22 protein-coding genes are annotated in these 22078 nt (G+C 63.7%); 15 read left to right on the forward strand and 7 right to left on the reverse strand.

All coding sequences use genetic code 11. From position 1 onward, the window contains the following. Positions 1-9: 9 nt before the first annotated feature. From U8L64_RS13465 to U8L64_RS13475, 3 genes are read left to right on the forward strand one after another with little or no spacing between them, the layout of a single operon-like run. Positions 10-741, forward strand: coding sequence for a FliA/WhiG family RNA polymerase sigma factor (locus U8L64_RS13465; protein ID WP_008567518.1), 732 nt, complete (start codon positions 10-12; stop codon positions 739-741). A 7-nt stretch (positions 742-748) separates the two neighbouring features. Further along, positions 749-1621, forward strand: a complete 873-nt coding sequence (gene motA, locus U8L64_RS13470; protein WP_043298655.1) for a flagellar motor stator protein MotA — start codon at positions 749-751, stop codon at positions 1619-1621. Continuing rightward, positions 1618-2538: an OmpA family protein gene (locus U8L64_RS13475; RefSeq protein ID WP_043298656.1), complete on the forward strand. Its 921-nt coding sequence runs from the start codon at positions 1618-1620 to the stop codon at positions 2536-2538. The genes motA and U8L64_RS13475 overlap by 4 nt, the downstream gene beginning before the upstream one ends. 29 nt (positions 2539-2567) lie before the next feature. Here the strand turns inward: U8L64_RS13475 and U8L64_RS13480 are convergent, their stop codons facing one another. The 4 genes from U8L64_RS13480 to flgA all read right to left on the reverse strand — a co-directional run bounded on the left by U8L64_RS13480 (position 2568) and on the right by flgA (position 6108). Further along, the gene (locus U8L64_RS13480) at positions 2568-3050 is read right to left on the reverse strand and encodes a hypothetical protein (protein ID WP_333398049.1); all 483 of its coding nucleotides are present in this window, start codon (positions 3048-3050) and stop codon (positions 2568-2570) included. Next, complete coding sequence (locus U8L64_RS13485) at positions 3047-3886, reverse strand: winged helix-turn-helix domain-containing protein (RefSeq protein WP_333398050.1); 840 nt, start codon at positions 3884-3886, stop codon at positions 3047-3049. The genes U8L64_RS13480 and U8L64_RS13485 overlap by 4 nt, the downstream gene beginning before the upstream one ends. A gap of 366 nt (positions 3887-4252) precedes the next feature. Then, positions 4253-5164: a lateral flagellin LafA gene (gene lafA / locus U8L64_RS13490; RefSeq protein WP_043298659.1), complete on the reverse strand. Its 912-nt coding sequence runs from the start codon at positions 5162-5164 to the stop codon at positions 4253-4255. Positions 5165-5346: 182 nt separating this feature from the next. Beyond that, complete coding sequence (gene flgA / locus U8L64_RS13495; protein ID WP_333398051.1) at positions 5347-6108, reverse strand: flagellar basal body P-ring formation chaperone FlgA; 762 nt, start codon at positions 6106-6108, stop codon at positions 5347-5349. Between the two features lie 150 nt (positions 6109-6258). On the opposite strand from flgA, the gene flgB reads away from it, so the two are divergent. Genes flgB through U8L64_RS13555 form a run of 12 tightly spaced genes read left to right on the forward strand, consistent with a single transcriptional unit; the run spans position 6259 to position 16635 of the window. Next, positions 6259-6624, forward strand: a complete 366-nt coding sequence (flgB, locus tag U8L64_RS13500) for a flagellar basal body rod protein FlgB (protein ID WP_043298661.1) — start codon at positions 6259-6261, stop codon at positions 6622-6624. Continuing rightward, a complete protein-coding gene (gene flgC / locus U8L64_RS13505) occupies positions 6624-7052 on the forward strand; it encodes a flagellar basal body rod protein FlgC (protein ID WP_043298664.1) in 429 nt (142 codons plus the stop codon). The genes flgB and flgC overlap by 1 nt, the downstream gene beginning before the upstream one ends. Then, positions 7052-7723, forward strand: a complete 672-nt coding sequence (locus U8L64_RS13510) for a flagellar hook capping FlgD N-terminal domain-containing protein (RefSeq protein ID WP_054094166.1) — start codon at positions 7052-7054, stop codon at positions 7721-7723. Before flgC ends, U8L64_RS13510 begins: the two co-directional genes overlap by 1 nt. A gap of 50 nt (positions 7724-7773) precedes the next feature. Then, the gene (gene flgE, locus U8L64_RS13515; RefSeq protein WP_043298667.1) at positions 7774-8961 is read left to right on the forward strand and encodes a flagellar hook protein FlgE; all 1188 of its coding nucleotides are present in this window, start codon (positions 7774-7776) and stop codon (positions 8959-8961) included. 9 nt (positions 8962-8970) lie between these two features. Further along, entirely contained in the window at positions 8971-9699 is a 729-nt protein-coding gene (locus U8L64_RS13520) for a flagellar basal body rod protein FlgF (protein ID WP_043298668.1), read from the forward strand. A 14-nt stretch (positions 9700-9713) separates the two neighbouring features. Continuing rightward, positions 9714-10499, forward strand: a complete 786-nt coding sequence (gene flgG, locus U8L64_RS13525) for a flagellar basal-body rod protein FlgG (protein WP_043298670.1) — start codon at positions 9714-9716, stop codon at positions 10497-10499. Between the two features lie 5 nt (positions 10500-10504). Next, positions 10505-11170 (forward strand): flagellar basal body L-ring protein FlgH, encoded by a 666-nt coding sequence (flgH, locus tag U8L64_RS13530; protein ID WP_077682864.1) that lies wholly within the window; start codon positions 10505-10507, stop codon positions 11168-11170. A gap of 15 nt (positions 11171-11185) precedes the next feature. Continuing rightward, a complete protein-coding gene (locus U8L64_RS13535) occupies positions 11186-12283 on the forward strand; it encodes a flagellar basal body P-ring protein FlgI (RefSeq protein WP_054094164.1) in 1098 nt (365 codons plus the stop codon). Between the two features lie 3 nt (positions 12284-12286). Beyond that, positions 12287-13285, forward strand: coding sequence for a lytic transglycosylase domain-containing protein (locus U8L64_RS13540; RefSeq protein ID WP_333398052.1), 999 nt, complete (start codon positions 12287-12289; stop codon positions 13283-13285). Continuing rightward, positions 13282-14649 carry a flagellar hook-associated protein FlgK gene (flgK, locus tag U8L64_RS13545; RefSeq protein ID WP_333398053.1) on the forward strand — a complete coding sequence of 456 codons (1368 nt, stop codon included), beginning with the start codon at positions 13282-13284 and terminating at the stop codon, positions 14647-14649. The genes U8L64_RS13540 and flgK overlap by 4 nt, the downstream gene beginning before the upstream one ends. A gap of 22 nt (positions 14650-14671) precedes the next feature. Continuing rightward, on the forward strand, positions 14672-15586 hold the full coding sequence (flgL, locus tag U8L64_RS13550) for a flagellar hook-associated protein FlgL (RefSeq protein WP_043298679.1): 915 nt from the start codon (positions 14672-14674) through the stop codon (positions 15584-15586). A 14-nt stretch (positions 15587-15600) separates the two neighbouring features. Continuing rightward, complete coding sequence (locus U8L64_RS13555; protein WP_043298681.1) at positions 15601-16635, forward strand: hypothetical protein; 1035 nt, start codon at positions 15601-15603, stop codon at positions 16633-16635. Between the two features lie 182 nt (positions 16636-16817). Here U8L64_RS13555 and U8L64_RS13560 read toward each other — a convergent pair whose 3' ends face one another. The 3 genes from U8L64_RS13560 to tssI are packed head-to-tail and all read right to left on the reverse strand — an operon-like array spanning position 16818 to position 22063. Further along, complete coding sequence (locus tag U8L64_RS13560) at positions 16818-17582, reverse strand: hypothetical protein (RefSeq protein WP_234303102.1); 765 nt, start codon at positions 17580-17582, stop codon at positions 16818-16820. After that, the gene (locus tag U8L64_RS13565; protein ID WP_333398054.1) at positions 17579-19966 is read right to left on the reverse strand and encodes a hypothetical protein; all 2388 of its coding nucleotides are present in this window, start codon (positions 19964-19966) and stop codon (positions 17579-17581) included. Before U8L64_RS13565 ends, U8L64_RS13560 begins: the two co-directional genes overlap by 4 nt. 48 nt (positions 19967-20014) lie before the next feature. Continuing rightward, on the reverse strand, positions 20015-22063 hold the full coding sequence (gene tssI / locus U8L64_RS13570) for a type VI secretion system Vgr family protein (RefSeq protein WP_333398055.1): 2049 nt from the start codon (positions 22061-22063) through the stop codon (positions 20015-20017). Positions 22064-22078 lie beyond the last annotated feature (15 nt).

Raw genomic sequence — 22078 nt, forward strand, 5'->3', positions numbered from 1 at the left:
GGCCCCGCCATGAGCGCCACCTGTCCCGTCGATCACTACAGCGTCGCGCCGAGCGCTCCGGTGCTGTTCGCCCCGGGTGCCGAGCAGCGCTGGTTGATGCAGTACCTGCCGCTGGTCAAGCGCATCGTCCGGCAGCTGTCGCTGCAGGCCAATCAGGTGCTCGACCGCGAGGACATGGAGCAGATCGGCATGATGGGTCTGCTCGAGGGACTGCGCCGCTACGGCGAGCCGGACGAGCAGTTCGGGCGCTTCGCCGCGCTGCGCATTCGCGGGGCGATTCTCGACGAGTTGCGCCGGCAGGACTGGCGGCCGCGTCAGGTGCGCCAGCAGGCGCACAAGGTGCGCGACGCCATCCGCGAGCTGGGGCGCCAGTTGGGACATCCGCCGACGGAGGAGGAGATCAAGGCCTTCACCGGCCTTGAGGACAAGGACTACCAGGACTTCCTCTGGGCCGACTCGTCCGAGGCCATCGAGAGCCTGGACGCGCTGCTGCAGAGCGGTCACGAGCATTTTCCCGACGCTGCCGAGCTGTTCGAGGAGCGTCTGCTGAAGGAACGGCTGCTGGAACAGGCGCTGAGCCAGCTGGACGAGCGCGAGCGCCTGGTGCTCACGCTCTATTACCAGCATGAGCTGAGCCTGAAGGAAATCGCCCTGGTGCTGGAAGTCAGCGATGCCAGGGTCTGTCAGCTGAGCAAGCAGGCGATCGGCAAGGCCTGTCGCTTCCTAACCGAGAGAAACTAGAGACGTCATGCAGAAAGTAATAGGTGCGTTGATCATCGTCGGCTGTGTGCTGGGCGGTTATGCCATGGCTAACGGCGACATGCGAGTGCTCTGGCAGCCGGCGGAAGTGGTGATCATCCTCGGTGCGGCCATCGGCAGCCTGGTGGTGGGCAATCCCAAGGAAGTGCTGGTGGAGATGCTCTCGCAGATGCGTGGCGTGTTCATCTACGAGCGGCGCGGCGAGGAATTCCAGCGCCAGCTGCTGATGCTGCTCTACGAGCTGCTGGAAATGGTCGACGTCGGCGGCCTCAAGGTGCTCGATTCGCACATCGAGGAACCGGAAGAGAGCGACCTGTTCGCCCGCTATCCGCTGATCCTCAAGGAGAAGAACCTGATGGCCTTCATCGCCGACAACTTCCGGCTGATGGCCATGGGCAAGATCAGCGCCCACGAGCTGGAGGGCTTCCTCGAGCAGGAACTGGAAGCCATGGAGAACGCGCTGCTGCAGCCGTCGCGCTCGCTGTTCAAGATCGGCGAGGCGATGCCGGGCTTCGGCATCCTGGCGGCGATCATGGGCATCATCATCACCATGGGCAGCATCGGCGGCAGTGTCGCGGAGATCGGCTCGCATGTCGCCGCGGCGCTGGTCGGCACCTTCCTCGGCATCTTCTTCTGCTACTGCCTGATGGAGCCGCTGTCCAACGCCATGGGCCAGCGCGTCAAGACCGAGCTGTCCGCGCTTGAGTGCGTGCGCACCACGCTGGTGGCGCATCTGGCCGGCAAGCCGACGCTGCTGGCGGTCGACGCCGGACGCAAGCTGATCGAGCAGGACGTCAAACCCGCCTTCCGCCAACTCGAGGTCTGGGTCAACCAGTACGAGGAAGAAAGGGACGCGGCATGAAGAGCCGAGGCAAGGGCAAGGGCGGCGAAGAGCACGAGATCATCGTCCGGCGCCGCAGCAAGAAGGGCCACGGCGACGAGCATGGCGGCGCCTGGAAGGTGGCATTCGCCGACTTCACCCTGGCGATGATGGCGCTGTTCATGGTGCTGTGGATCATCCAGCCGCAGATGCAGATGAGCAACCCGGCCTACGGCGAGCAGGAAAGCAATCCGCTGGTCGACGGCGGCGCCGGCATCTTCGACGGCACCAGCCGTTCGCCGCTGGAGCTGGACGGCGTGCCGATCCGCGCGCCGCAGGCCGAGCCCGCGCCAGCGGACAAGCCGCAGCAGGCCGACGAAGGCAGCCGCCGTTACGGTTCCACCGCCGAACTGCAGCAGCTCGCCGAGCTGATGAAGAACGTCGCCAGCGAGGTCGATGCGCTCGCCAACATCGAGGTCGATGTGGTGCCGCAGGGGCTGCGCATCCTGATCAAGGACGACCAGCAGCGCTTCATGTTCCAGCGCGGCAGCGCGATCCTCGATCCGCATTTTCGCAAGTTGCTCGATGTGCTTGCCGGCGTGCTGGCCAAGGTGCAGAACAAGCTGATCATCAGCGGCCATACCGACGCCACGCCCTATCGCCAGCAGAGCGGCTACGACAACTGGAATCTCTCCGGCGACCGCGCCCTGCGCGCGCGCAACGCGCTGGTGGCGTCCGGCTTGCCGGCGCGAGCGGTGCTGCAGGTGACCGCCCAGGCCGATGTCATGCCATTGCACCCGCAAGACCCGCTCAACGGCGCCAATCGGCGGGTGGAAATCCTCCTGCTGACCGATTCGGCGGAAGCGCTGTACAAGGAACTGTTCGGCGACAGCTATGGGCGGGTGAATTTCTCGGAAAGCGGCGCGCGCTTCAGTGAGCCGGCCGACAAGGTGCTGTGATCGGCTGCCGGCAATGGCCGGCAGCTGCTTCAGAGCCGGGCGCTGGCGTGATCAGCGCAGTAGACCTGCTGGGTTTCCACACCATAGAGGCAGGCGCCGATCTTCTCGAGGGTGATCCGCGCACCTTTGTGCTTGCCGTAGAACAGGTTGAAGACCAGTTCGTCGTCGAGCGGGCTGTGCGCTTCGAATCCGTTGATCTGCCCTTCCTCGACCACCAGTCGCGGCTGACCCAGCAGGTCGGTTTCGATCCGTCCGGACGCTTCGACCACGGCAGGAGCGTTGCGGGTCAAGGCGTAGAAACGCCCGTCATTGAAGACCAGGCTCTGGGTGACCTTGACCACCTCACCATTGCTCAGCAGCACCTGGCCGGCCGAGCTGTAGCGGCCCTCCAGACGTGGCGCGAGGCTGCTGGTAGCGCCCATCGCCACCAGCGCCCAGAGCGCCAGCGCCGAAGGCACCATCACCTGCAGCAGGCGTGTGCCGATGACGCCGGCTCTGTTACCCATATTCATTGCAGACATCCTTGCAGCTGTTGCGCGGGAATCTCGTTCAGTCGGCTTTTGTGCACTTTCAGCCAGTTGGTCTGGCCGTTCGCATGCACACAGCGAATTTCATAGAAGCCTGGTGACATGTTGACGATCAGCTGCGTGGGCCTGACGTTCATTGCGGCGATCGCTTCCACCACTTTGCGCGTTTCCATGACCAGCGCATCCAGCAGGCGCTGGCTCTTGTCGATGTACAGAACCTCCAGGACGCCGATACCTACCCGGTGGGTGAACATTCCTTTCGGCGTTAGCAGGAAGCGATAACCCAAGACGGCGACCGCGAGCGCCAGCAGCAGCGCAGTACCGGCCAGCAGGGGCGATAAGCCGAAACGAGGCCGATGCGGGGCCGCTGGTACCGGTACCGGTGCCGGCGCGCAGGTTGCGTCTGGCGACTGCTCGGCCTCGACCGGTTTGACCGTGGTTGCCGGATTGGTCGCCAGAAAATGCGGATTGAACAGATAGCCGCGTCGCGGCAGCGTCTGAATGATCTGGTTGCTCGAATCGAACAGCAGCTGACGCAGGGTATAGATCTGCTGGTTCAGGCTGCCTTGGCCAACCACTCGATTCTCCCAGGCATGGCGCAACAGCTCTTCGCGAGAAACCACTTCACCCGGCGTCTGCAGCAGGCGTTCCAGCACGCGGCTGCCGGAGAAGCCCAGGTCGATCTTCTCGGCGCGGTCAGGATGATGCTGCACCAGCTGGTACAGCGCACTGTCGAAGCGCGCCGTACAGGTGTCGCGCCCGGTTTTCAGCAGCGTACAGGCAGTGGCATCGGTGGCCGAATGCGTCAGAGATGAAGTCATGATGCCTGGTCGGCGAGCTGTGATTGAGATCAACATACTGATGAGAACAGATCGGCAGTATCTTGGCGCCGTTTTTTTGAATGCACAAGCGCAAGCAATGGCATTTTGCTTTGGATAGTGATATCACGGTGATATCATTGGCCTCCAAATGGCACCCGCATGCGAGTGGCTGGTTGGCCTGGAAGCCTCGCCATTACTGGCTTCCCGTGCATGGCGTGGGCGTTCGGCCGCGCCGCAGTGAGGCATCAACCATTGGTCGGATGGACAGCTGTTCATCCGGCGGAAACGAAAACGCCCCGAGAGCTCGGGGCGTTTTCGTTTGATTCGGGCAATCGGCCAGCGGACTGACCGATCCGGCGCAGGCTGTTAGCCCAGCAGGCCCATGACCATGCCGGGCATCTGGCCGGCTTGCTTGAGCATCGAGATGCCGGACTGCATCAGCATGCTGTTCTTGGTCATGTTGGCGCTTTCCGAGGCGAAGTCGGCATCCATGATGCGACCCTTGGCCATCTCGGTGTTGTCCTTCATGTTGGCCAGGTTGTTGTTGGTGTGGTTCAGGCGATTGATGTTGGCGCCGAACAGCGCGCGCAGTTCACCTACCGCGTTCAGAGCGGTTTCCACTACGGTGATGTTGGCGCTGGCGTTGGTGTTAACCGCCGTAGTGGCCACCTGCGTGCTAGCCAGCTCAACGCCTGGGGTGGCCGGGGTGGTGTAAGTGTCGGAAGCGTTACCGAGCGCGGTGGCCAGCGCAGTCAGCTTGCCGCTGACATCAAGCGTGAGCTTCTCGGCAGTGCTGGCGCCGATCTGGAAAGTCATAGCGGCGGAGAACTTACCGGCGCTGCCGTCCGTAGTTGTGCCGTTACTGAAGAGGTTGGAGCCGGCAAACTTGGTGTTCTGGACGATGTTGGCCACTTCCTTGCCCAGCTCGTCGTATTCAGCCTGCAAAGCGATCAGGTCGGCGCCGCTGTTGGTGGCGTTGGCGGCCTGGGTCGACAGGTCCTTCATGCGCTGGAGGATGTCGGTCATCTCGCTGAAAGCGCCTTCGGCGGTCTGCAGCATCGAAACGGCATCGTTGGTGTTGCGCATGGCGACGCCCATGCCGCGGCTCTGGGAGTTCAGGCGAGTGGCGATCTGCAGGCCGGCGGCGTCGTCGGCGGCGCTGTTGATGCGCAGGCCGGTGCCCAGGCGCTGCTGGTTGGTGCCCAGGGCGTTGTTGCTCTTGGTCAGGTTGGTCTGGGTAACCAGCGAGGAGTAGTTCGTGTGGATGGACAGGGCCATGATGAATCCTTCGTGCTAAGTGGGCTGTAGGAGCTGGCTTGACTGCCTGCTGAAAGGACAAGGCGACAGCCGATAGCGAAGGATTAAATTCTGGCGCCAAATTTTTTTGGCAGCTGTCCTGCTGATTATGTTCTGCCGTCCCGGCCCCGCCGCGATGCGCGGTATATCTGATAAAGCAGCATCTAGAAGGTGCTGGTCACCACCCCTTCGTCCAGTACCTGTGCATCGATCACCTTGCCGCTGCGCACGTTGCGCACGCGGATTACCTCGCCGGTGCGACCGTCGCCCAGCGCTTCGCCGGCCGTGGAAGCCTCGATGCCGTCGTGGCTGGCGACGATCTTCACCGGCTGGCCGCGCTTGACCGCCAGCGGCTGGGCGAGCAGCGCCGGCGTCAGCGTCTGCCCGGCGCGAATGCGCCGCTTGGCTGCCTTGCCGACAACCTCGTCGAGACGGTTGAAGTAGCCGCGCGGTGCCTTGCCGATGTTGATCCGTTGCAGCTTGAGGTCTTCGCGACCAATGAGCTGGCCGCGTTCGATGATCCCCAGCGCATGCACCGCCGGCAGCGAGACGTTGGCCTGGCTGGTGACATCGATCGACCAGCCGGCGCCGGCCGGGCAGCGGATCTCCAGACGCTGGCGCTCCAGCGGCGACGGCGCCTCGCCACTGGGCCGTACCTGCAACGGCTGGCTGCACGCCGGCAGCCGTACGGCGCTTGCCGGCAGGCTGGTGTCGACCTGCGCCTGCATGCCCTGCCAGCGCTGCCGGACGGCTTCGCGCTGGAGGTTGTCGCGCAGGTAGCCTTCGACCGCCTGTTCGATCTGGCGCGGCGCGTCCGTGCGCGTCGTGGCGGTCTGCGCCAGCGCGGTGCCGGTCAGGCAGAGCGTCAGCAGGGCGGAAACGACTTTTCCGCATGACCCGCGCACACCGTGCCGATGCGGAAGCATATGGACGTTCCGTTGCTCGTCTTCTTTTAAATTCGTCATATAAAACAAAGGCTTATAGGCATCTAAAGGCTGGGCACGATTCCTGCAATCCATGCCCGACCAGCGGCGCGGACGGTTGTCCGCCCACTCATGCTTCAAGGGTATCGGCGAATGAGTATACGGTTTGAAGAGGTGACCGGCGTCCACGAACGCGCCCTCGAGCTGCGCATGCAGCGCAGCGAAATTCTGGCGGCCAACCTCGCCAACGAGGACACGCCCGGCTTCCAGGCGCGCGACATCGATTTCCGCCAGGAGATGCAGCGCCTGCAGGACAGCGAAACACCGCGCCTGAGTATCGCCGGCAGCGATCCGCGTCTGCAGTACCGCGTGCCGACCCAGGCCTCGCAGGACGGCAACACCGTCGAGCTGTCGGTCGAGCAGGCGCAGTTCTCGCGCAACTCCATGGATTTCCAGACCAGCCTGACCTTCCTGACCATGAAATTCCGTGGCCTGAAGCAGGCCATCGAGGGTCGCTGATGTCGTTCGATTCCATCTACCGCATCGCCGGTTCGGCGATGAATGCCCAGACCGTGCGGCTGAACACCGTGGCCAGCAACCTGGCCAACACCGATTCGGCGGCCAGCAGCGCCGCGGATACCTACCAGGCGCGCAAGCCGATGTTCGCCGCGGTGTACGAGAACGACTCGCTGACCCGCGGCGTCGGCCTCGGTGGCGCCCACGTGCAGGTGCTCGACGTGGTCACCTCCGGCGCTGAGCCCAAGCGTCGCTACGAGCCGGGCAATCCGCTGGCCGACAACGAAGGCTACGTCTATTACCCCGACATCAACGAGATCGAAGAGATGACCGACATGATGTCGGCCACCCGCAGCTTCGAGACCGGCGTCGAGGTGCTCAACCGCGTGAAAAGCATGCAGCAGAGCCTGCTGCGTCTGGGAGAAGTCTGATGAGTAGCGTCAACTCCGCGCTGGACAGCAGCCTGGCCGGCAATTCCATCGAGCAGGTCAAGCGCGCCGTCAACGTCAGCGACGCCACCACCATGGAGAACAACTTCATCAGCCTGATGGTCGCGCAGATCAAGTATCAGGACCCGACCAAGCCGGTCGACAGCACCGAGTTCCTCAACCAGTTCTCGGCCATGTCGCAGGTCAAGAGCATGGAGAACATGGCCAGCCTGGCGCAGAACAACCTGGTGCTGATGGACAACCTGCAGACCCTCACCGCCTCCGGGCTGGTCGGCCAGCAGGTCAGCGTCGCGGTCGACACGCTGCAGCTCGATGGCGCGCCGGTCAGCGGCGAGTTCAAGCTGGAGCACGCCTCCACCCGCACCGCACTGGTGCTGACCGATTCCAACGGCGTCAAGACCACCGTCGAACTCGGCGCCCGTTCCCCCGGCCAGGTGCCGTTCGATATCGATCCGCAGCGTCTCGGCCTGCCCGCGGGGCAGTACAGCGTGGCGATCGAGTCGGACAACGGCGAGTACCCGCAGGTGGAAGTCGCCGGCCGCGTCGACAACGTGCGCGTCAGCGCCGAGGGCCCGGTGCTGCAGGTTCAGGGCGTCGGTTCGGTGCCGTTCTACAACATTCTCGAGTTCGGTCAGGGCGCCGCCAGCGCCTGATGGCGCCGCGTACCGCCCGAACCTCCCTTCAGCACAGACGAGGCGCAATCATGAGTTTCAACATCGCCCTGACCGGCCTGTCCGCCGTCAACGAACAGCTCAACACCATCGGCAACAACATCGCCAACTCCGGCACCGTCGGCTTCAAGTCCTCGCGCACCGACTTCGGCAGCCTCTACGCCGAAACCCAGGCGATGGGCGTGGAAGTGATCGGCAGCACCCAGAGCATCAGCCAGGGCGGCGCGCTGACCACCACCAACCGCACCCTCGACCTGGCCATCTCCGGCGGCGGCTTCTTCGTCACCCGCGCCAGCAACGGCGATGTCGGCTACACCCGCGCCGGCATCTTCGGCACCGACAAGGACAGCTACATCACCAACAGCCTCGGCCAGCGCCTGCAGGGCTATCCGGCGGACGCCACCGGCAACCTGCAGACCGGGACCGTCAGCGACCTGCAGCTGCGCTCCGGCGGCCTGCCGGCGCGCGCCACCGACGCGCTGAGCTTCGTCGCCAACCTCGACGCCAACGGCGAGGTGCCGGCGGTGGCCTTCGACCCGCTGGTGGCCGACAGCTACAACTCCACCTACACCACCAAGCTGTTCGACTCGCAGGGCAAGGAACACACCCTGACCCAGTACTTCGTCAAGACCGCCGACAACAACTGGGATGCCCACTACTACATCGACGGCGCTTCGCTGGGCGCCGCGCAGCCGCTGGCCTTCGACAGCGCCGGCGTACTCGCCGCGCCGATCGGCACGGTCACCCTCAACGCCGCGCTGACCGGCGGTGTCGCCCCGCTGGCGATCGACCTCGACTACACCGGCAGCAGCCAGTACGGCTCGGAGTTCAGCGTCACCAGCAACCGCGCCACCGGCTATGCGGCGGGCGAGCAGACCGGCATGGCGGTGGAGAAGGACGGTCGCGTCTACGCCAGCTACTCCAACGGCGAGCGCCTGCTGCAGGGCCAGGTGGTACTGGCCAGCTTCGTCAACGCCGAGGGGCTGAAGAACATCAGCGGCACCGCCTGGACCGAAACCGCCGCCTCCGGCGCGGCGATGCTCGGCGCCCCGGGCGTCGGCCAGTACGGCACGCTGGCCTCCGGCGCGCTGGAAAGCTCCAACGTCGACCTGACCCAGCAGCTGGTGGGCCTGATGGAAGGCCAGCGTAACTACCAGGCCAACACCCAGGTCATTTCCACCAACAAGGAACTGACCCAGGTTCTGTTCAACGCACTCTGAGGCTGACCGATGGACCGTCTGGGATACACCGCGATGACCGCCGCCAGCCGCACGATGCTGTCGCTGCAGGTGCGCTCGAACAACCTGGCCAACGTCAACACGCCCGGCTTTCGCGCCGATCTGGAGCGTGCCCAGGCGGTGGCCGTCGAAGGCTATGGCTACGACAGCCGACACATGGCCGTGGTCGAGAACAACGGCGTCAGCCTGGCTGCCGGGCCGCTGATGGCCACCGGCCGCGAGCTGGATTTCGCCGTCAAGGGCAGCGGCCTGATCGTGCTGCAGGATGGCGAGGGCGAGGCGTACACGCGCCAGGGCAGCCTGCAGATCGACGCCGAAGGACGCCTGACCCTCAACGGTCGCGCCGTGCTCGGCGAGGGCGGGCCGATCGTGCTGCCCGAGCACGACCGACTGGAAATCGGCAACGACGGCACCGTGTCGATCATGGCACCGGGCGACTGGGTGATGGCCGAGGTCGACCGCATCCGCCTGGTCGACGTGCCGCCGGCCGATCTGACCAAGAACGCCGCCGGCCTGCTGGTGACCCGCGACGGCCAGCCCGCCGCGCCCAGCGCTGACGTGCGCCTGGCCAGCGGCTTTCTCGAGGCGAGCAACGTCTCGGCGATCGACGAGCTGGCCTCGACCATGAGCCTGAACCGCCTGTTCGAAACCCAGGTGAAGATGATGAAAGCCGCCGAGGACCTCTCCGACGCCGGCAACCGAATGATCCGCGGCAGCTGATCGGGAGATAACGCATGAATTCCGCCCTTTGGGTCAGCAAGACCGGCCTGGCCGCCCAGGACATGGCCATGACGACCGTCGCCAACAACCTGGCCAACGTCAACACCAACGGCTTCAAGAGCGACCGCGCGGTCTTCGAGGACCTGTTCTACAGCATCGAGAAGCAGCCCGGCGCGCAGGCCGACGAGATCAACACCGTGCCGTCCGGCATCCAGCTGGGCAGCGGCGTGCGCGTCGCCGGCACGCAGAAGGTGTTCACCGAAGGCAGTATCCAGACCACCGGCCAGCCGATGGACCTGGCGATCGTCGGCCGCGGCTTCTTCCAGGTCGAGGCGCCCAACGGCGACATCCTCTACACCGAGAACGGCCAGTTCCAGCTCAACGCCGAGGGCATGATGGTCAACGCCCAGGGCCTGCCGCTGAACCCGGCGATCGAAGTGCCGCAGGGCAGCACCGGCTTCAGCGTCGGCGCCGACGGCATCGTCACCGCGGTGCTGCCGGGCGACACCCTGCCGTCGGAGCTGGGGCAGATCACCCTGGTCAACTTCACCAACCCGGGCGGTCTGGAAGCGCTGGGCGGCAACCTCTACCGCGAAACCGTCGCCAGCGGCGAGCCGGTCGAAGGCGTGCCGGGCGAGGAAGGCCTCGGCCAGCTCAAGCAGGGCGTACTGGAAGGCTCCAACGTGCAGGTGGTCGAGGCGATGGTGGCGATGATCGCCATCCAGCGCGCCTACGAGGCCAACGCCAAGGTGCTCGACGCCGCCTCCGGCATGCAGCAGTTCCTCAACCAGACCGTCTGAGCCCGATGATGCGTACGCCGATCCTGCTCGCCCTGCTGTTGTTGCTCAGCGGCTGCGCCAGCTTCAACGAGTTGCTGCCGGACGAGGATTCCAGCCAGTACGAGCCGCTGGAGCTGGACTACAGCCTGCCGCCGACCACCAGCGGCGGGCTGTTCCGCTCGGGCTACGGTGGCTCGCTGATCAGCGACCGGCGCGCGGTACGCGTCGGCGACATCCTCACCGTGGTGCTGGACGAGTCGACGCAGTCGAGCAAGAGCGCCGGCACCAGCTTCGGCAAGGAGTCGAGCATCGGCATCGGCATCCCCACCGTGCTCGGCAAGCGCTACCCGGACGTCGAGACCTCCGCCAGCGGCGAGCGCGAGTTCGACGGCTCGGCCAAGAGCTCGCAGCAGAACACCCTGCGCGGCTCGATCGCCGTCACCGTGCACCGCGTGCTGCCCAACGGCACCCTGCTGGTCAAAGGCGAGAAGAACCTCAAGCTCAACCAGGGCGACGAATATATCCGCCTGACCGGGCTGGTGCGCATGGACGACATCAACCGCTTCAACCAGGTGTCTTCGCAGAACGTCGCCAACGCGCGGATTTCCTACGCCGGGCGCGGCGTGCTCAACGACAGCAACTCGGCCGGCTGGCTGACGCGCTTCTTCTCCAGCCCGCTGTTCCCCCTCTAAGTGGAAAGACTCCCGATGCGTGTGAAGCTGTTTCTCGCCGTCGCATGGCTCTGCTGGCAGCTGCCGGCGCAGGCGGTGCCGCTGATGGATCTGGTGGATATCGAAGGCATCCGCGACAACCAGTTGATCGGCTACGGCCTGGTGGTCGGCCTGGATGGCACCGGCGACAAGAATCAGGTCAAGTTCACCAGCCAGTCGGTGGCCAACATGATCAAGCAGTTCGGCGTGAACCTGCCGCCGAACGTCGACCCGAAGCTGAAGAATGTCGCCGCGGTGACCGTCACCGCCATGGTGCCGCCGTCCTACGGGCCGGGGCAGAGCATCGACGTCACCGTGTCCTCGCTGGGCGACGCCAAGAGCCTGCGCGGCGGCCAGCTGCTGATGACGCCGCTGCAGGGCCTCGACGGCGAGGTCTATGCCGTGGCGCAGGGCGCGCTGGTGGTCGGCGGGGTGAATGCCGAAGGTGCCAGCGGCTCGAAGGTGGCGATCAACACCTCCAACAGCGGGCGGATCCCCAACGGCGCGACGGTGGAACGGATGATTCCCACCGATTTCACCGAGCGCGCGCAGGTGATGCTCAACGTCCGCCAGCCGAGCTTCCAGACCGTCACGCGGGTGGTCGATGCGGTCGACGCGCTGTTCGGCAAGGGCACGGCCACCGCGCTGAATGCCACCAAGGTCGCGCTGCGCGCGCCGGTGTCGAGCAACCAGCGCATGAGCTTCATGGCCATGCTCGAACGCCTCGAGGTCGAGGAAGGCCGCGTGCGGCCGAAGGTGGTGTTCAACAGCCGCACCGGCACCGTGGTGGTCGGCGAGGGCGTGCGCGTGAAGGCCGCCGCAGTGGCCCACGGCACACTGACGGTGACCATCAGCGAGCGTCCGCAGGTCAGCCAGCCGGGGCCGTTCTCCCAGGGCGAGACCGCCGTGGTGCCGCAGTCGGACGTCGCCGTCGAGCAGGACCGCAACGCCATGTTCAAGTGGCCCGAAGGCGCCAGCCTGGAAAGCATCATCAGCACCATCAACAGCCTCGGCGCCACGCCGGATGACGTGATGAGCATCCTGCAGTCGCTGGAACGCGCCGGCGCACTGAACGCCGAACTGATCGTGATCTGAACCATGAGCATCGTTTCCCTTCCGCAACACCTCAACAGCCTGCGCCAGCGTGCCGACGGCCCGGCCGCGGCGCGGCGCCAGCAGCTGGAAGTCGTCTCCGAACAGTTCGAGGCGATGTTCCTGCAGCAGATCCTCAAGCAGATGCGCAAGGCCGGCGACGTGCTGGCCGCCGGCAACCCGATGCGCAGCCGCGAGCTGGACACCATGCGCGACTTCTACGACGAGGTGCTCGCCGAGAACCTGGCGACCAAGCGCCAGACCGGCATCGCCGACATGCTGGTGCAGCAGCTCGCCGGCGGCGGCGAGGGCCGCACGGCGGCGCCGGTCGCCAGCGCCCTCGGCGGACTTTCCGCGGGCCAGACGAACGGGCTGCACGCGCTGCGTGGCACCTGGCAGCGCGGCGCGCAGGCCATCGACCGCGCCTGGGCCGATGGCAAGGCGAACTTCCAGGCGCTGGTCGCCAGCGTGATCAAGCACGAGTCCAGCGGCAACGTCGCCGCCGTCTCGCCCAAGGGCGCGCGCGGTCTGATGCAGCTGATGCCGGGCACCGCGCAGGACATGGCCGCCGAGCTCGGCCTGCCCTACAGCGAGGCGCGCCTGACCAGCGACGCCGCTTATAACCAGCGGTTGGGCAGCGCCTACCTGAGCAAGCTGCTCGAACGCTACGACGGCCATCAGGCATTGGCGCTGGCGGCCTACAACGCCGGCCCGGGCAAGGTCGACGAGTGGCTGCAGCAGCATGGCGATCCGCGCGCCGGCGAGATCGACTCGGCCAGCTGGGTGCAGAAGATTCCCTATGCGGAAACCCGCGACTACACCCGCAACATCCTTCAGGACCTGCAGGCGGCGACCGCGCGCCAGGCCGAGCCGCCGGCGCAGCGCGCGGCGCTTAATTCCGCCGCCGCGCCGGTCGCCCTGAATAACCAGCAGCGAAGCGGCGGGCATCTGTCCGTCGCCTTCGCCCAACCGATCCGGATCGAGTCGAAGGAAGTCGTGTCGTGAGCATTCTCAGCCAGATTGGCTACAGCGGGGTTCGGGCTTCGCAGATCGCCCTCAGCGTGACCGGGCAGAACATCGCCAACGTCAACACCCCCGGCTTTAGCCGCCTGGCGCCGGAGCTGCATTCGCTCGGCGGGCAGACCGCCTCGAGCATCGGCGGCGGCGTGCAGGTCAGCAGCATCCGCCGGCTGTCCAACGACTTCCAGAACCAGCAGCTGTGGCGCGCCAGCACCGAGAAGAACTACTACGGCACCAGCCAGCAGTACCTCACCGCGCTGGAAGGCCTGCTCGACAGCGAAGGCTCCAGCGTCAGCGTCGGCCTCGATAACTTCTACGCCGCCCTCAGCGAGGCCAGCTCGACGCCCGAGTCGATCGCCCTGCGCCAGCAGATCCTCAGCGAGGCCAAGCAGCTGGCGCAGCGCTTCAACGGGCTGAACGCCAACATCGACACGCAGCTCGGCGCCCTCGAAGGCCAGCGCGTGGCGATGGTCAGCGAGATCAACGGCCTGTCGAGCAACATCGCCGAGCTCAATGCGCAGATTCTCGAGATGGAATCTTCCGGACGCGATACCGCGACCCTGCGCGACTACCGCGAGAACCTGATCAAGGACCTCAGCCAGTACGCCGGCATCCGCGTGCAGGAAGCCGCCGACGGCAGCCTCAGCGTGTCGCTGGTCAACGGTCAGCCGCTGGTCGCGGGCAACACCGCCGGCCAGCTGCAAGTCAGCGAAAACCTCGCCGGCGAGCAGGAACTGACGCTGGTCTTCGCCAAGACCTCCTTTCCGCTGATCCAGGACGGCCTCGGCGGTTCGCTCGGCGCGCTCTACGACATGGAGTACGGCGCCCTGCGCCCGGCCCAGGACGACCTGCACGCCATGGCCGGCGCGCTGGCGCAGGCGGTCAACGACACCCTGGCCGGCGGCTTCGACCTCAACGGCAACCCCGGCCAGCCGCTGTTCGTCTACAACCCGGCGAGCACCAGCGGCATGCTCGCGGTCGGCACGCTGTCGACGCAGGAGCTGGCGCTGTCCTCGGTGGCCGGCGAGGTCGGCAACAACCAGACGCTGCTGGCACTGCTTGGCACCAAGACGACCAGCGTCACCGTCGGCGGCGATGCGGTGCCGCTGAACGATGCCTATGCCGGACTGGTCGGGCGCATCGCCAGCGCCAGCCGGCAGAACCAGGCCGATCACGCCGCGGCCACTACCGTCGCCGAACAGGCGCAGGCCCAGCGCGACAGCGTCAGCGCGGTCAACCTCGACGAGGAAGCGGTCAACCTGATGGCCTACGAGCAGGCCTACCAGGCCAACATGAAGGTGATCAGCACCTCCAACGAGCTGTTCAACGCCGTGCTGGCGATGTTCTGAGCCACCTGACGAGAAGAAGACCATGCGCATCTCCAACGCCCAGATCACCGCCACCATGCACGGCTCGCTGAACAACAGCTCGGCCAAACTCGGCAAGCTGATGCAGCAGATGTCCAGCGGCGAGCGCATGCTGCGTCCGTCCGACGACCCGATCTCGGCGGTGCGGGTGCTGCGCATCGAGCGCGAAGAAGCGACCCTGGCGCAGTACCGCACCAACATCGCCAACGTCTCGGGCAATCTGTCCAAGCAGGAAACCAACCTCAAGGCCGCCTCCGACACCATGCTCAGCGCGCGCGACCTGATGCTCTGGGCCGCCAACGGCAGCAACACCAGCGAGGACCTGGCAGCCATCGCCGGCGAACTGCAGAGCCTGGAGAACACCATCGCCAGCTTCGCCAATGTGCGCGACGAGGAAGGCCGCTACCTGTTCTCCGGCACCCTCAGCGATCGCCCGGCGATCAGCTTCGACGCCGCCACCGAGACCTACAGCCTCACCGGCAACGACCAGCACCGCCAGGCCGCGGTCGCCAACGGCGTGCTGGTCGAGGAGAACGTCACCGCCGCGCAGGTGTTCGGCGCTGGCGTGGACATGCTCAACCAGTTGCACGCGTTGGTTAAGCAGCTGCAGGACCCGACGCTGGATGCCAGCGACCCGGCGGTCGGCGCGCAAATCACCGCCAGCATGAACAGCCTCGACGCGACCCACAGCGAACTGCTCGGCGCCGTCACCGAACTCGGTGGCCGGCAGAACACCCTGACCCTGCTGACCAGCAGCAATCAGGACGTGTCGCTGGTCAACCAGAAGATCGAGGGTGAGCTGTCCCGGCTCGACTACGCCGGTGCCAGCATCGACCTGAACAACTACCAGCTGGCGCTGCAGGCGACCCAGAAGACCTACCTGAAGATCAATGGCCTGTCCCTGTTCGGGATGCTCTGAGCGAGGAAGCCTGAATGAAGATCGGCAAGCAGCTGCCCGCCGTTTCCCCCGCCAGCCCGCAGGAACGGCGTCAGGTGCTGGTACCCGAAGCGCCGGTGACGTCGCGCCGCGCCGCGGCCAGCGAAAGTGCAATCGCCGAAGCCGGCCAGCGCAAGAGCACCAGCTTCAGCCTGCAGCTAAATCAGCAGCTGTCGTCGATGCAGACGGCCGAGAGCTACCTGGCCGACCTGCACAACCGACTGTCGCAGCTCAAGCTCAGCCTCAGCCGCGAACTCGGCGCCCCCAGTCAGGCTGCAGGCCAGGACGCGATCCGCGAGCAGTTCCAGCAGGTTGACGAGCTGCTGCAACAGCGCAGCAGACGCTCGGGCAATACGCTGGATGCCAACCTCAAGCTGCGGCTCAACGAGCCGGTGCGCAGCCGCTTCAGCCTGCAGGGGCTGGATTCGCTGGATACCATCCGCCAGTCCGGCCGCGAGACGCTGCTGTTCAGCGGCGGCCGCCAGTTGGCCGAGCCGGTGGCGGTGGTGCTGGATGACAACCTCAGCGACGAACAGATCCTGCGTCGTTTCAATGCCACCCTCGGCAATGCCGGCATCCGTGCCGAGCTGGATCAGCACGGCCAGCTGAAGTTCTCGGCGCGCGAGAGCGACTGGCAGCAGCTCAAGGGCCAGCTGGCGGTGCAGGGCGAGGGCAAGCTGTTCGCCAAGGGCGCCCAGCGCCTGGCAAGCGAGGAGGAGCGGGCGCTCAGCCTGCCCGCCGAGCCGCAGCTGGATTCCTTGCGCGAACTGCGCCGTCTGCTCGACAGCGTGGTCAGCGGGTTGGACAAGGTCACCGCCCTGCGCGAACAACTGAGCCAGCGCCAGCGCGAAATCCGCGAATTCCTCGCCCGCCAGGCCGATGCCGACGAACAGCAATGGGCGCTGGAATTCGCCCGCGAGCTGTACGAACTGATGCAGCGCAGCCCCTCGAGCTACGCCGCGGTCACCCAGACCGTGGTGGCGCAGGCCAATATCGGCCGGTTTGCCGTGGTCAGCTTGTTATCGGCGTAGCTGTTTCGGCGGGATTTGACGACCTCGCGAGCGATACTACGTGGTGTGGTGGCAGGCACCGGTCTCGTAGAAGGCTGAAGACGCTTCTCGCCTTCAACCACTTCGAAGCTTGCTGGAGGCGTCTAGTTGGAACCACTTCGCTGCGTATCTCTAAATTATCGCGCCACCCGTGATCGTCAGATCTAGTCAGCGTCAATGGCGCGCGATAGCTCCGTGGATGTAAGCCGCTTCAATGTGTGTGAGATAGGGTCCATTTCTACATCTAGTGCTAAGGGTGTAATTCCATCGGCGTCATATACTAAATAAGCATTGCCGGCGGTCACTTCATGGAATTTTCCACCTTTTGTCGCTATGGTTCTTGGGCTGGCAGACATTAGGTCTTCAATCGAATCGTAGCGCAATGACATATTAACTTCGCCAAGCGGGCCGAGAGGTACTAAAGCAGCTTTGGATGGCTCGTCCATAATAGATTGAAGTGATACCTCGTTGGACGCGTCAATCCAGGCGTCAGAATAGTTAAAAATTAAATCTTGATAATTGTTTGATAGGGGGGCTTCTAGATTGCATACAGCTTTTCGAACGGAGACACCGTTCTGCCCGTTGCGGATATTAGCATAGGCGCAGTCTATAAGAGGGGTGTCCTTGTTAAGTGTTAGGGTATAGAAAACCTCAAAGTATGTATTTGATCCAGAGTTTTCGTAACTTAGGGCGGGGCCGTTGTTGAACGACGTTAGAGTCCTGGTGATCTGTCCTGTATGGCCAACGATATTTGGGAGTGTCGTGATCGTCTCTCCCCTTCTCTGAATTATTAAAATGCCGCTTTCGATATCGGCGGTAAAACTCTCTGAAGAGTCGGCTCTATTGACTGCTATTGTATATGGCTTTGCATATGTGGTGGTGGCTAGGGCTGCCGCAATGAATATCGCAAAAACTAGTAAGAGTCTCATGGAACGAAGGTTTCCTTAGCCGACGATGTTTTTCTGAGGATGGCTTCAAATTTCTGCGCGTAGCCGGCGATACGTTGCCGCTGGTCGGTGCCGTTAATTATCCGTCTGGCTTCCAAATAATCCACCCCATTGGGATTAATGTAGTGACTTAGCTTTTTACCAGTAAAAATTCCTCCTTTCATACCCCATATCATAATGGGCACAGAATGTTCAGGCTCGGCTGCTCGCTCGGGCTGGGTTACGAATGGAATATCAAAATGGTCTTCGGCCTTGCGGTAGTTATTTTTCCATGTGAGGTGTACGAGGCCCCGCCCACGGTATTTATAGCCATCGCCTTCTTGAGTATTTCCATTCTTCATCGCGCGATCACGATGCTCTTGGGTTGCAGCGAGCACCGGATCATACTTGTTAAAATAAGCAATGCTGCCAACCTCTGGTTTAGAGCTAAAGAACTCTCCTGAAGGGAAGTAGTAGGCTTCATGTCGGGCGGTGGCAAACATATACGCTAGCTCGAAAAGGTTTGATTTCTCGGGGGCTCTTTCGTAATACTTATTAATAAGTTCCACGATTATACGAAGATTAGTTTTTGAGGCGGGAGAAAAAGCTGGCGAATTTGGGGCGAATTGCTCGTGCTGGCAAGTGTACTCGTCGATAAATCGATCGACATCAATCAATCGGCTCGCATACAAAAAATGGCCCACCGTGGCAATGGAATGAAGATGCCATGCTTTCCTATCGTTCGAAATCCCATGCCTTCCAGCCAGATCACCCCACCAGCTCAATTTCTCGATCCGCTGCTTTTCCGCTTCCCAAACAAGATTTGGCGTTCCGGGCTCTTCCGCCAGTAACGGATCAAGCTCGTCCCACTTGCTTTTGTTCCAGAACCACTCGCTTTCATACTTGGTGATCAGCTGCCCGAGCACTTGGGCGTGCCAGGGCTTGGCCAGCGCTGCTCGGATTTCGCGACTCGTCAGCGTGCCGTCTTTGTTTGCATCGACGATATCGTACAGCCGAGCAATGGTTGTGAGAGGGCCGCCGTCAGCGTTGCTGATCTGGACACTGTAGTTTTGCTGCTCCTCTGCGCTCAGCAGGCCCTTGGCGTTAAAGGAATAGGCGAGTTTCTCGACGGGCGTTCCGGTTTCCTCGATGCATTGAAAGCCCTCCCACTCCCACGGGCTGTGACGAGTAGTGATCAGCTCCTGCTCGGCGAGCCAGCCGTCGATGGGGTTGCCGTTAGCGTCGGCGAACAGGCCGTTCAGCCGCCACCAGTGCACAGCGTTGTCAGCGCCATCCTTGACCTGGATCTTTCTCGAAGCGAGGAGCCCATCCAACAGTGACTGCGGAATGATCAAGTCGACGTCGATCTGCGTGCCATCGTCGTCCAATTTGGGCGGGTTCTCGGCATTGATATCGTCCCGGTGCGGAATCAGTTTGCTCGCACCTTTATAGACCTTGAGCAGGGTTTTCTGGTCGTCCGGCAAGCGGCTGGCCCAGGCGCGGCTCTGCGCGATGAAAGCGGGCACATCGTCGCAACTGAACAGTTCGACATGGACCATGTGCTGAGCGGCGCCGTCTTGGTTCTGGAACAGACCGGGATGGCCAATAAGTTCACCCGCCTTGATCGGCAACCCGCTGTCGAGAACGACGACTTTGTCGTATTCCGCTGGCTCGCTGTGCGGTTTGAGCAAGCTGGTGGACACATAGCCGGGCAGTTGCCCCTCGTCGTCGGCTGATAGGGCGGGTTGTGCCGTCCCGCTGATCAGGCTGACCAGCTTGCTGAACTCGCCTTCCGTTTCGCCAATGGTGATCTCGGCACCCTTGGACAGCTCCGACAGCTTGGTGGTGTGCTTGCTCGGGCCTGCGCGAACGCTCAGGCCATCGTGCTGCGTATTCACGGTATAGCGTTTGGTTTCCCAGAAGGCGGGGCGCGGAAGGTCCGCTCGAGCCTGGTAGCCCGCCCAATCCAGCAGGTGCATGTACAGGCTGTAGAGAGTGAGGCTTGGAGGGGTTTGCCCTTCGACGATGCTGCCGTCAGCGTTATTCAGTGGCGGCGGCCGCAGGCTGTGCTTGACCAGCACGAACCCCGTGGAATAGGGCGCTCGTTTGACACGCGGAATGTCGTCGGTGAATTCGCTGACCGGGTAGCGTTCATCGATACGGTAGGCAATCACCTCTCCGTCGGCGATACAGCGCACGTTCGACTGGTCGAATGCAGCAGCCGTGCCTTCGTCGAAGTGCACGCCGCCATGCCATAAGCCGTTGTCGCCGGTGGGGTAGAAGCCGCTCTTGGCCTGGGCCATATGCGTAAGCAGCTGCAGCGGATTGTTGCTGGTGTCCTTGCTGGGAAACGGATAAGCCCAGTTGATCGGCTTGTGTTCGGCCATGTTCGATGCTTCCTTGCGTTCGAGCCGGCCGCGCAGCCGGCTCTGTTCTTAGCCCGAGAAACTGAGCGAGCGCTTGCGTTTGCTGGTTGGGTTGATCGGCTCGCCCGGCAGTGCCTGCTCCAACAGGCTCCCCGCCTTGTCGCTATCCGCCATGCCCGGCAGCACTGGCGGTTTGATCTTGATCCCCGAACCCTTGCCCGGTGCGCCGCCGGCGTTAATCCGCGCCAGCGGGCCGGAGACGGTGATGCCGCCCGGGTCGAGCTTTATGAAGCTGCCGCCGGCCTTGAGGGTCAGTTCGATGCCGGCTTCTATGACCATCTTCTGCCCGGCTTTGAGGTGGATCTCGCGGCCGGCCTTGGTCAGCTGGGCGGTGCCGAGCTTGATGTGCTGGGTCTGGGCGATGGTGAGGTGATCGTCGGGTTTGACTTCCACCTTGCGGTCGCCGGCCACGGTCAGGTGCTCCTCGGCGCGGAATTCGCTGTAGCTGTTGGCCTCCACCGTGTCGTGACGTTCGTGGCCGACGCGGATCTTCTGGTCGTGCTCGATGTTCTCGTCCCAGTCGCGCTGGGCGTGGATGTAGATCTGTTCGGCGCCCTTGCGGTCTTCGATGCGCAGTTCGTTGTAGCCGCCACCACCCGGCGAGCTCAGGGTCTTGAACACCGTGCGGGTCTTGTTCGCCGGCAGGTCGTAGGGGACCTGATGCTCCTTGTGGTACAGGCAGCCGGTCACCAGCGGTTGATCGGGATCGCCTTCGAGGAAGGTCACCAATACTTCCATGCCAACGCGCGGGATGGCGATACCGCCATAGCGGTCGCCAGCCCAGCTGGAGGAGACGCGCAACCAGCAGCTGGTCTTGTCGTCGGCCTGGCCGTGGCGGTCCCAGTGGAACTGGACCTTCACCCGTCCGTATTCGTCGCAATGGATCTCTTCGCCGGCAGGTCCGGTGACCACGGCGGTCTGGCTACCGAGCACTTTCAGTTTCGGATGTTTCAGGGGCGGGCGGAAGGGGATGTCCCAGGGGGTGGCGCTGAAGTGGTTGCGGTAGCCCTGGACGAAGCTGTCACCGCTATCGACATGACTGGTGACTGACTCCTCCAATACCTGCGGCTGCTTGCCTTCGTGCAGCACTTCGGTAAGCAACCAGAGGTCGTTCCATTCCCGGCGTGGGTGGTCGGACATCTCCAGCAGATGACCGCTGATCAGCTGCGGCTGGTCGCTGTCACCCTCGGCCAGGCGATAGTCGTGGCGATGGCGCTCCAGTGCGCGTTGCGACAGGTGCTTGCCGCGGGCGCGTTCGGTGAAGCGGCCAGGGTAGTCGTAGTCCTCGAGATCGGGCTGCGGTATGGCGTTCACCGCTTGCTCGCCGCGATAGGCTGCTTCCATCAATACTCTGGGCTGCTCGAAATCATAGTCTCGACGGCTGACCCGGCTGGTGCGTGTGGCGACACGCACGGCGAAGCGCTTGATCACCGGCTCGTCGGCGGTCATGCCATTGTCCTGCAGATAGGCGGTCGGCTGGCCGAGTCTGGCGAAGCTGGTCTGGTCATCGCCGAAAACCAGCACATGGCCGTTCGCGCTGTGCTGGAAGTGGTAATGGATGCCCTCTTCCTCGCACAGGCGCTGGATGAAGTGCAGGTCGGTTTCGTCGTACTGAACGCAGTATTCGCGCTCTGGGTAGATCACCGGGCCGAGCTGGAAGCGGTAGGCATCGGCCTGGATACCGTGTTCCTCGAGTACTTGGGCAACGATCTGCGGCACCGTCAGGTGCTGGAAGATGCGCTGGTTGGTGCGGTGCGCTAAGTAAGCCAGCTGCGGTACGAGCGTCAGCCGATAGCGGGTCTGGCGCTTGCCCGATTCGCCCTGGGCGATGCGGTGGACCAAGCCGTGGATACCCATGCCGGCGGGGTCGAACGCGAGAAAGGCAGGTTTATGCAGCAGCGCCTGCAGATCCAGATCAGGCAGCTCGCTGACCAGCTCGAGGTCGAAGCGATACGGTTGGCTGATGGCTTCCCGACCACTGAAGGCGAGGACCTGCAGATCGTGCTCCACGCCTTCGAGCGTCAGGCTGAAGTGGGTTTCGTTAGCCGCGTTGAACATGGGGCTTTCCTTGTC

The organism is Pseudomonas sp. FIP_A4 (assembly GCF_036701605.1).
Taxonomy (GTDB): Bacteria; Pseudomonadota; Gammaproteobacteria; order Pseudomonadales; family Pseudomonadaceae; genus Stutzerimonas; species Stutzerimonas phenolilytica.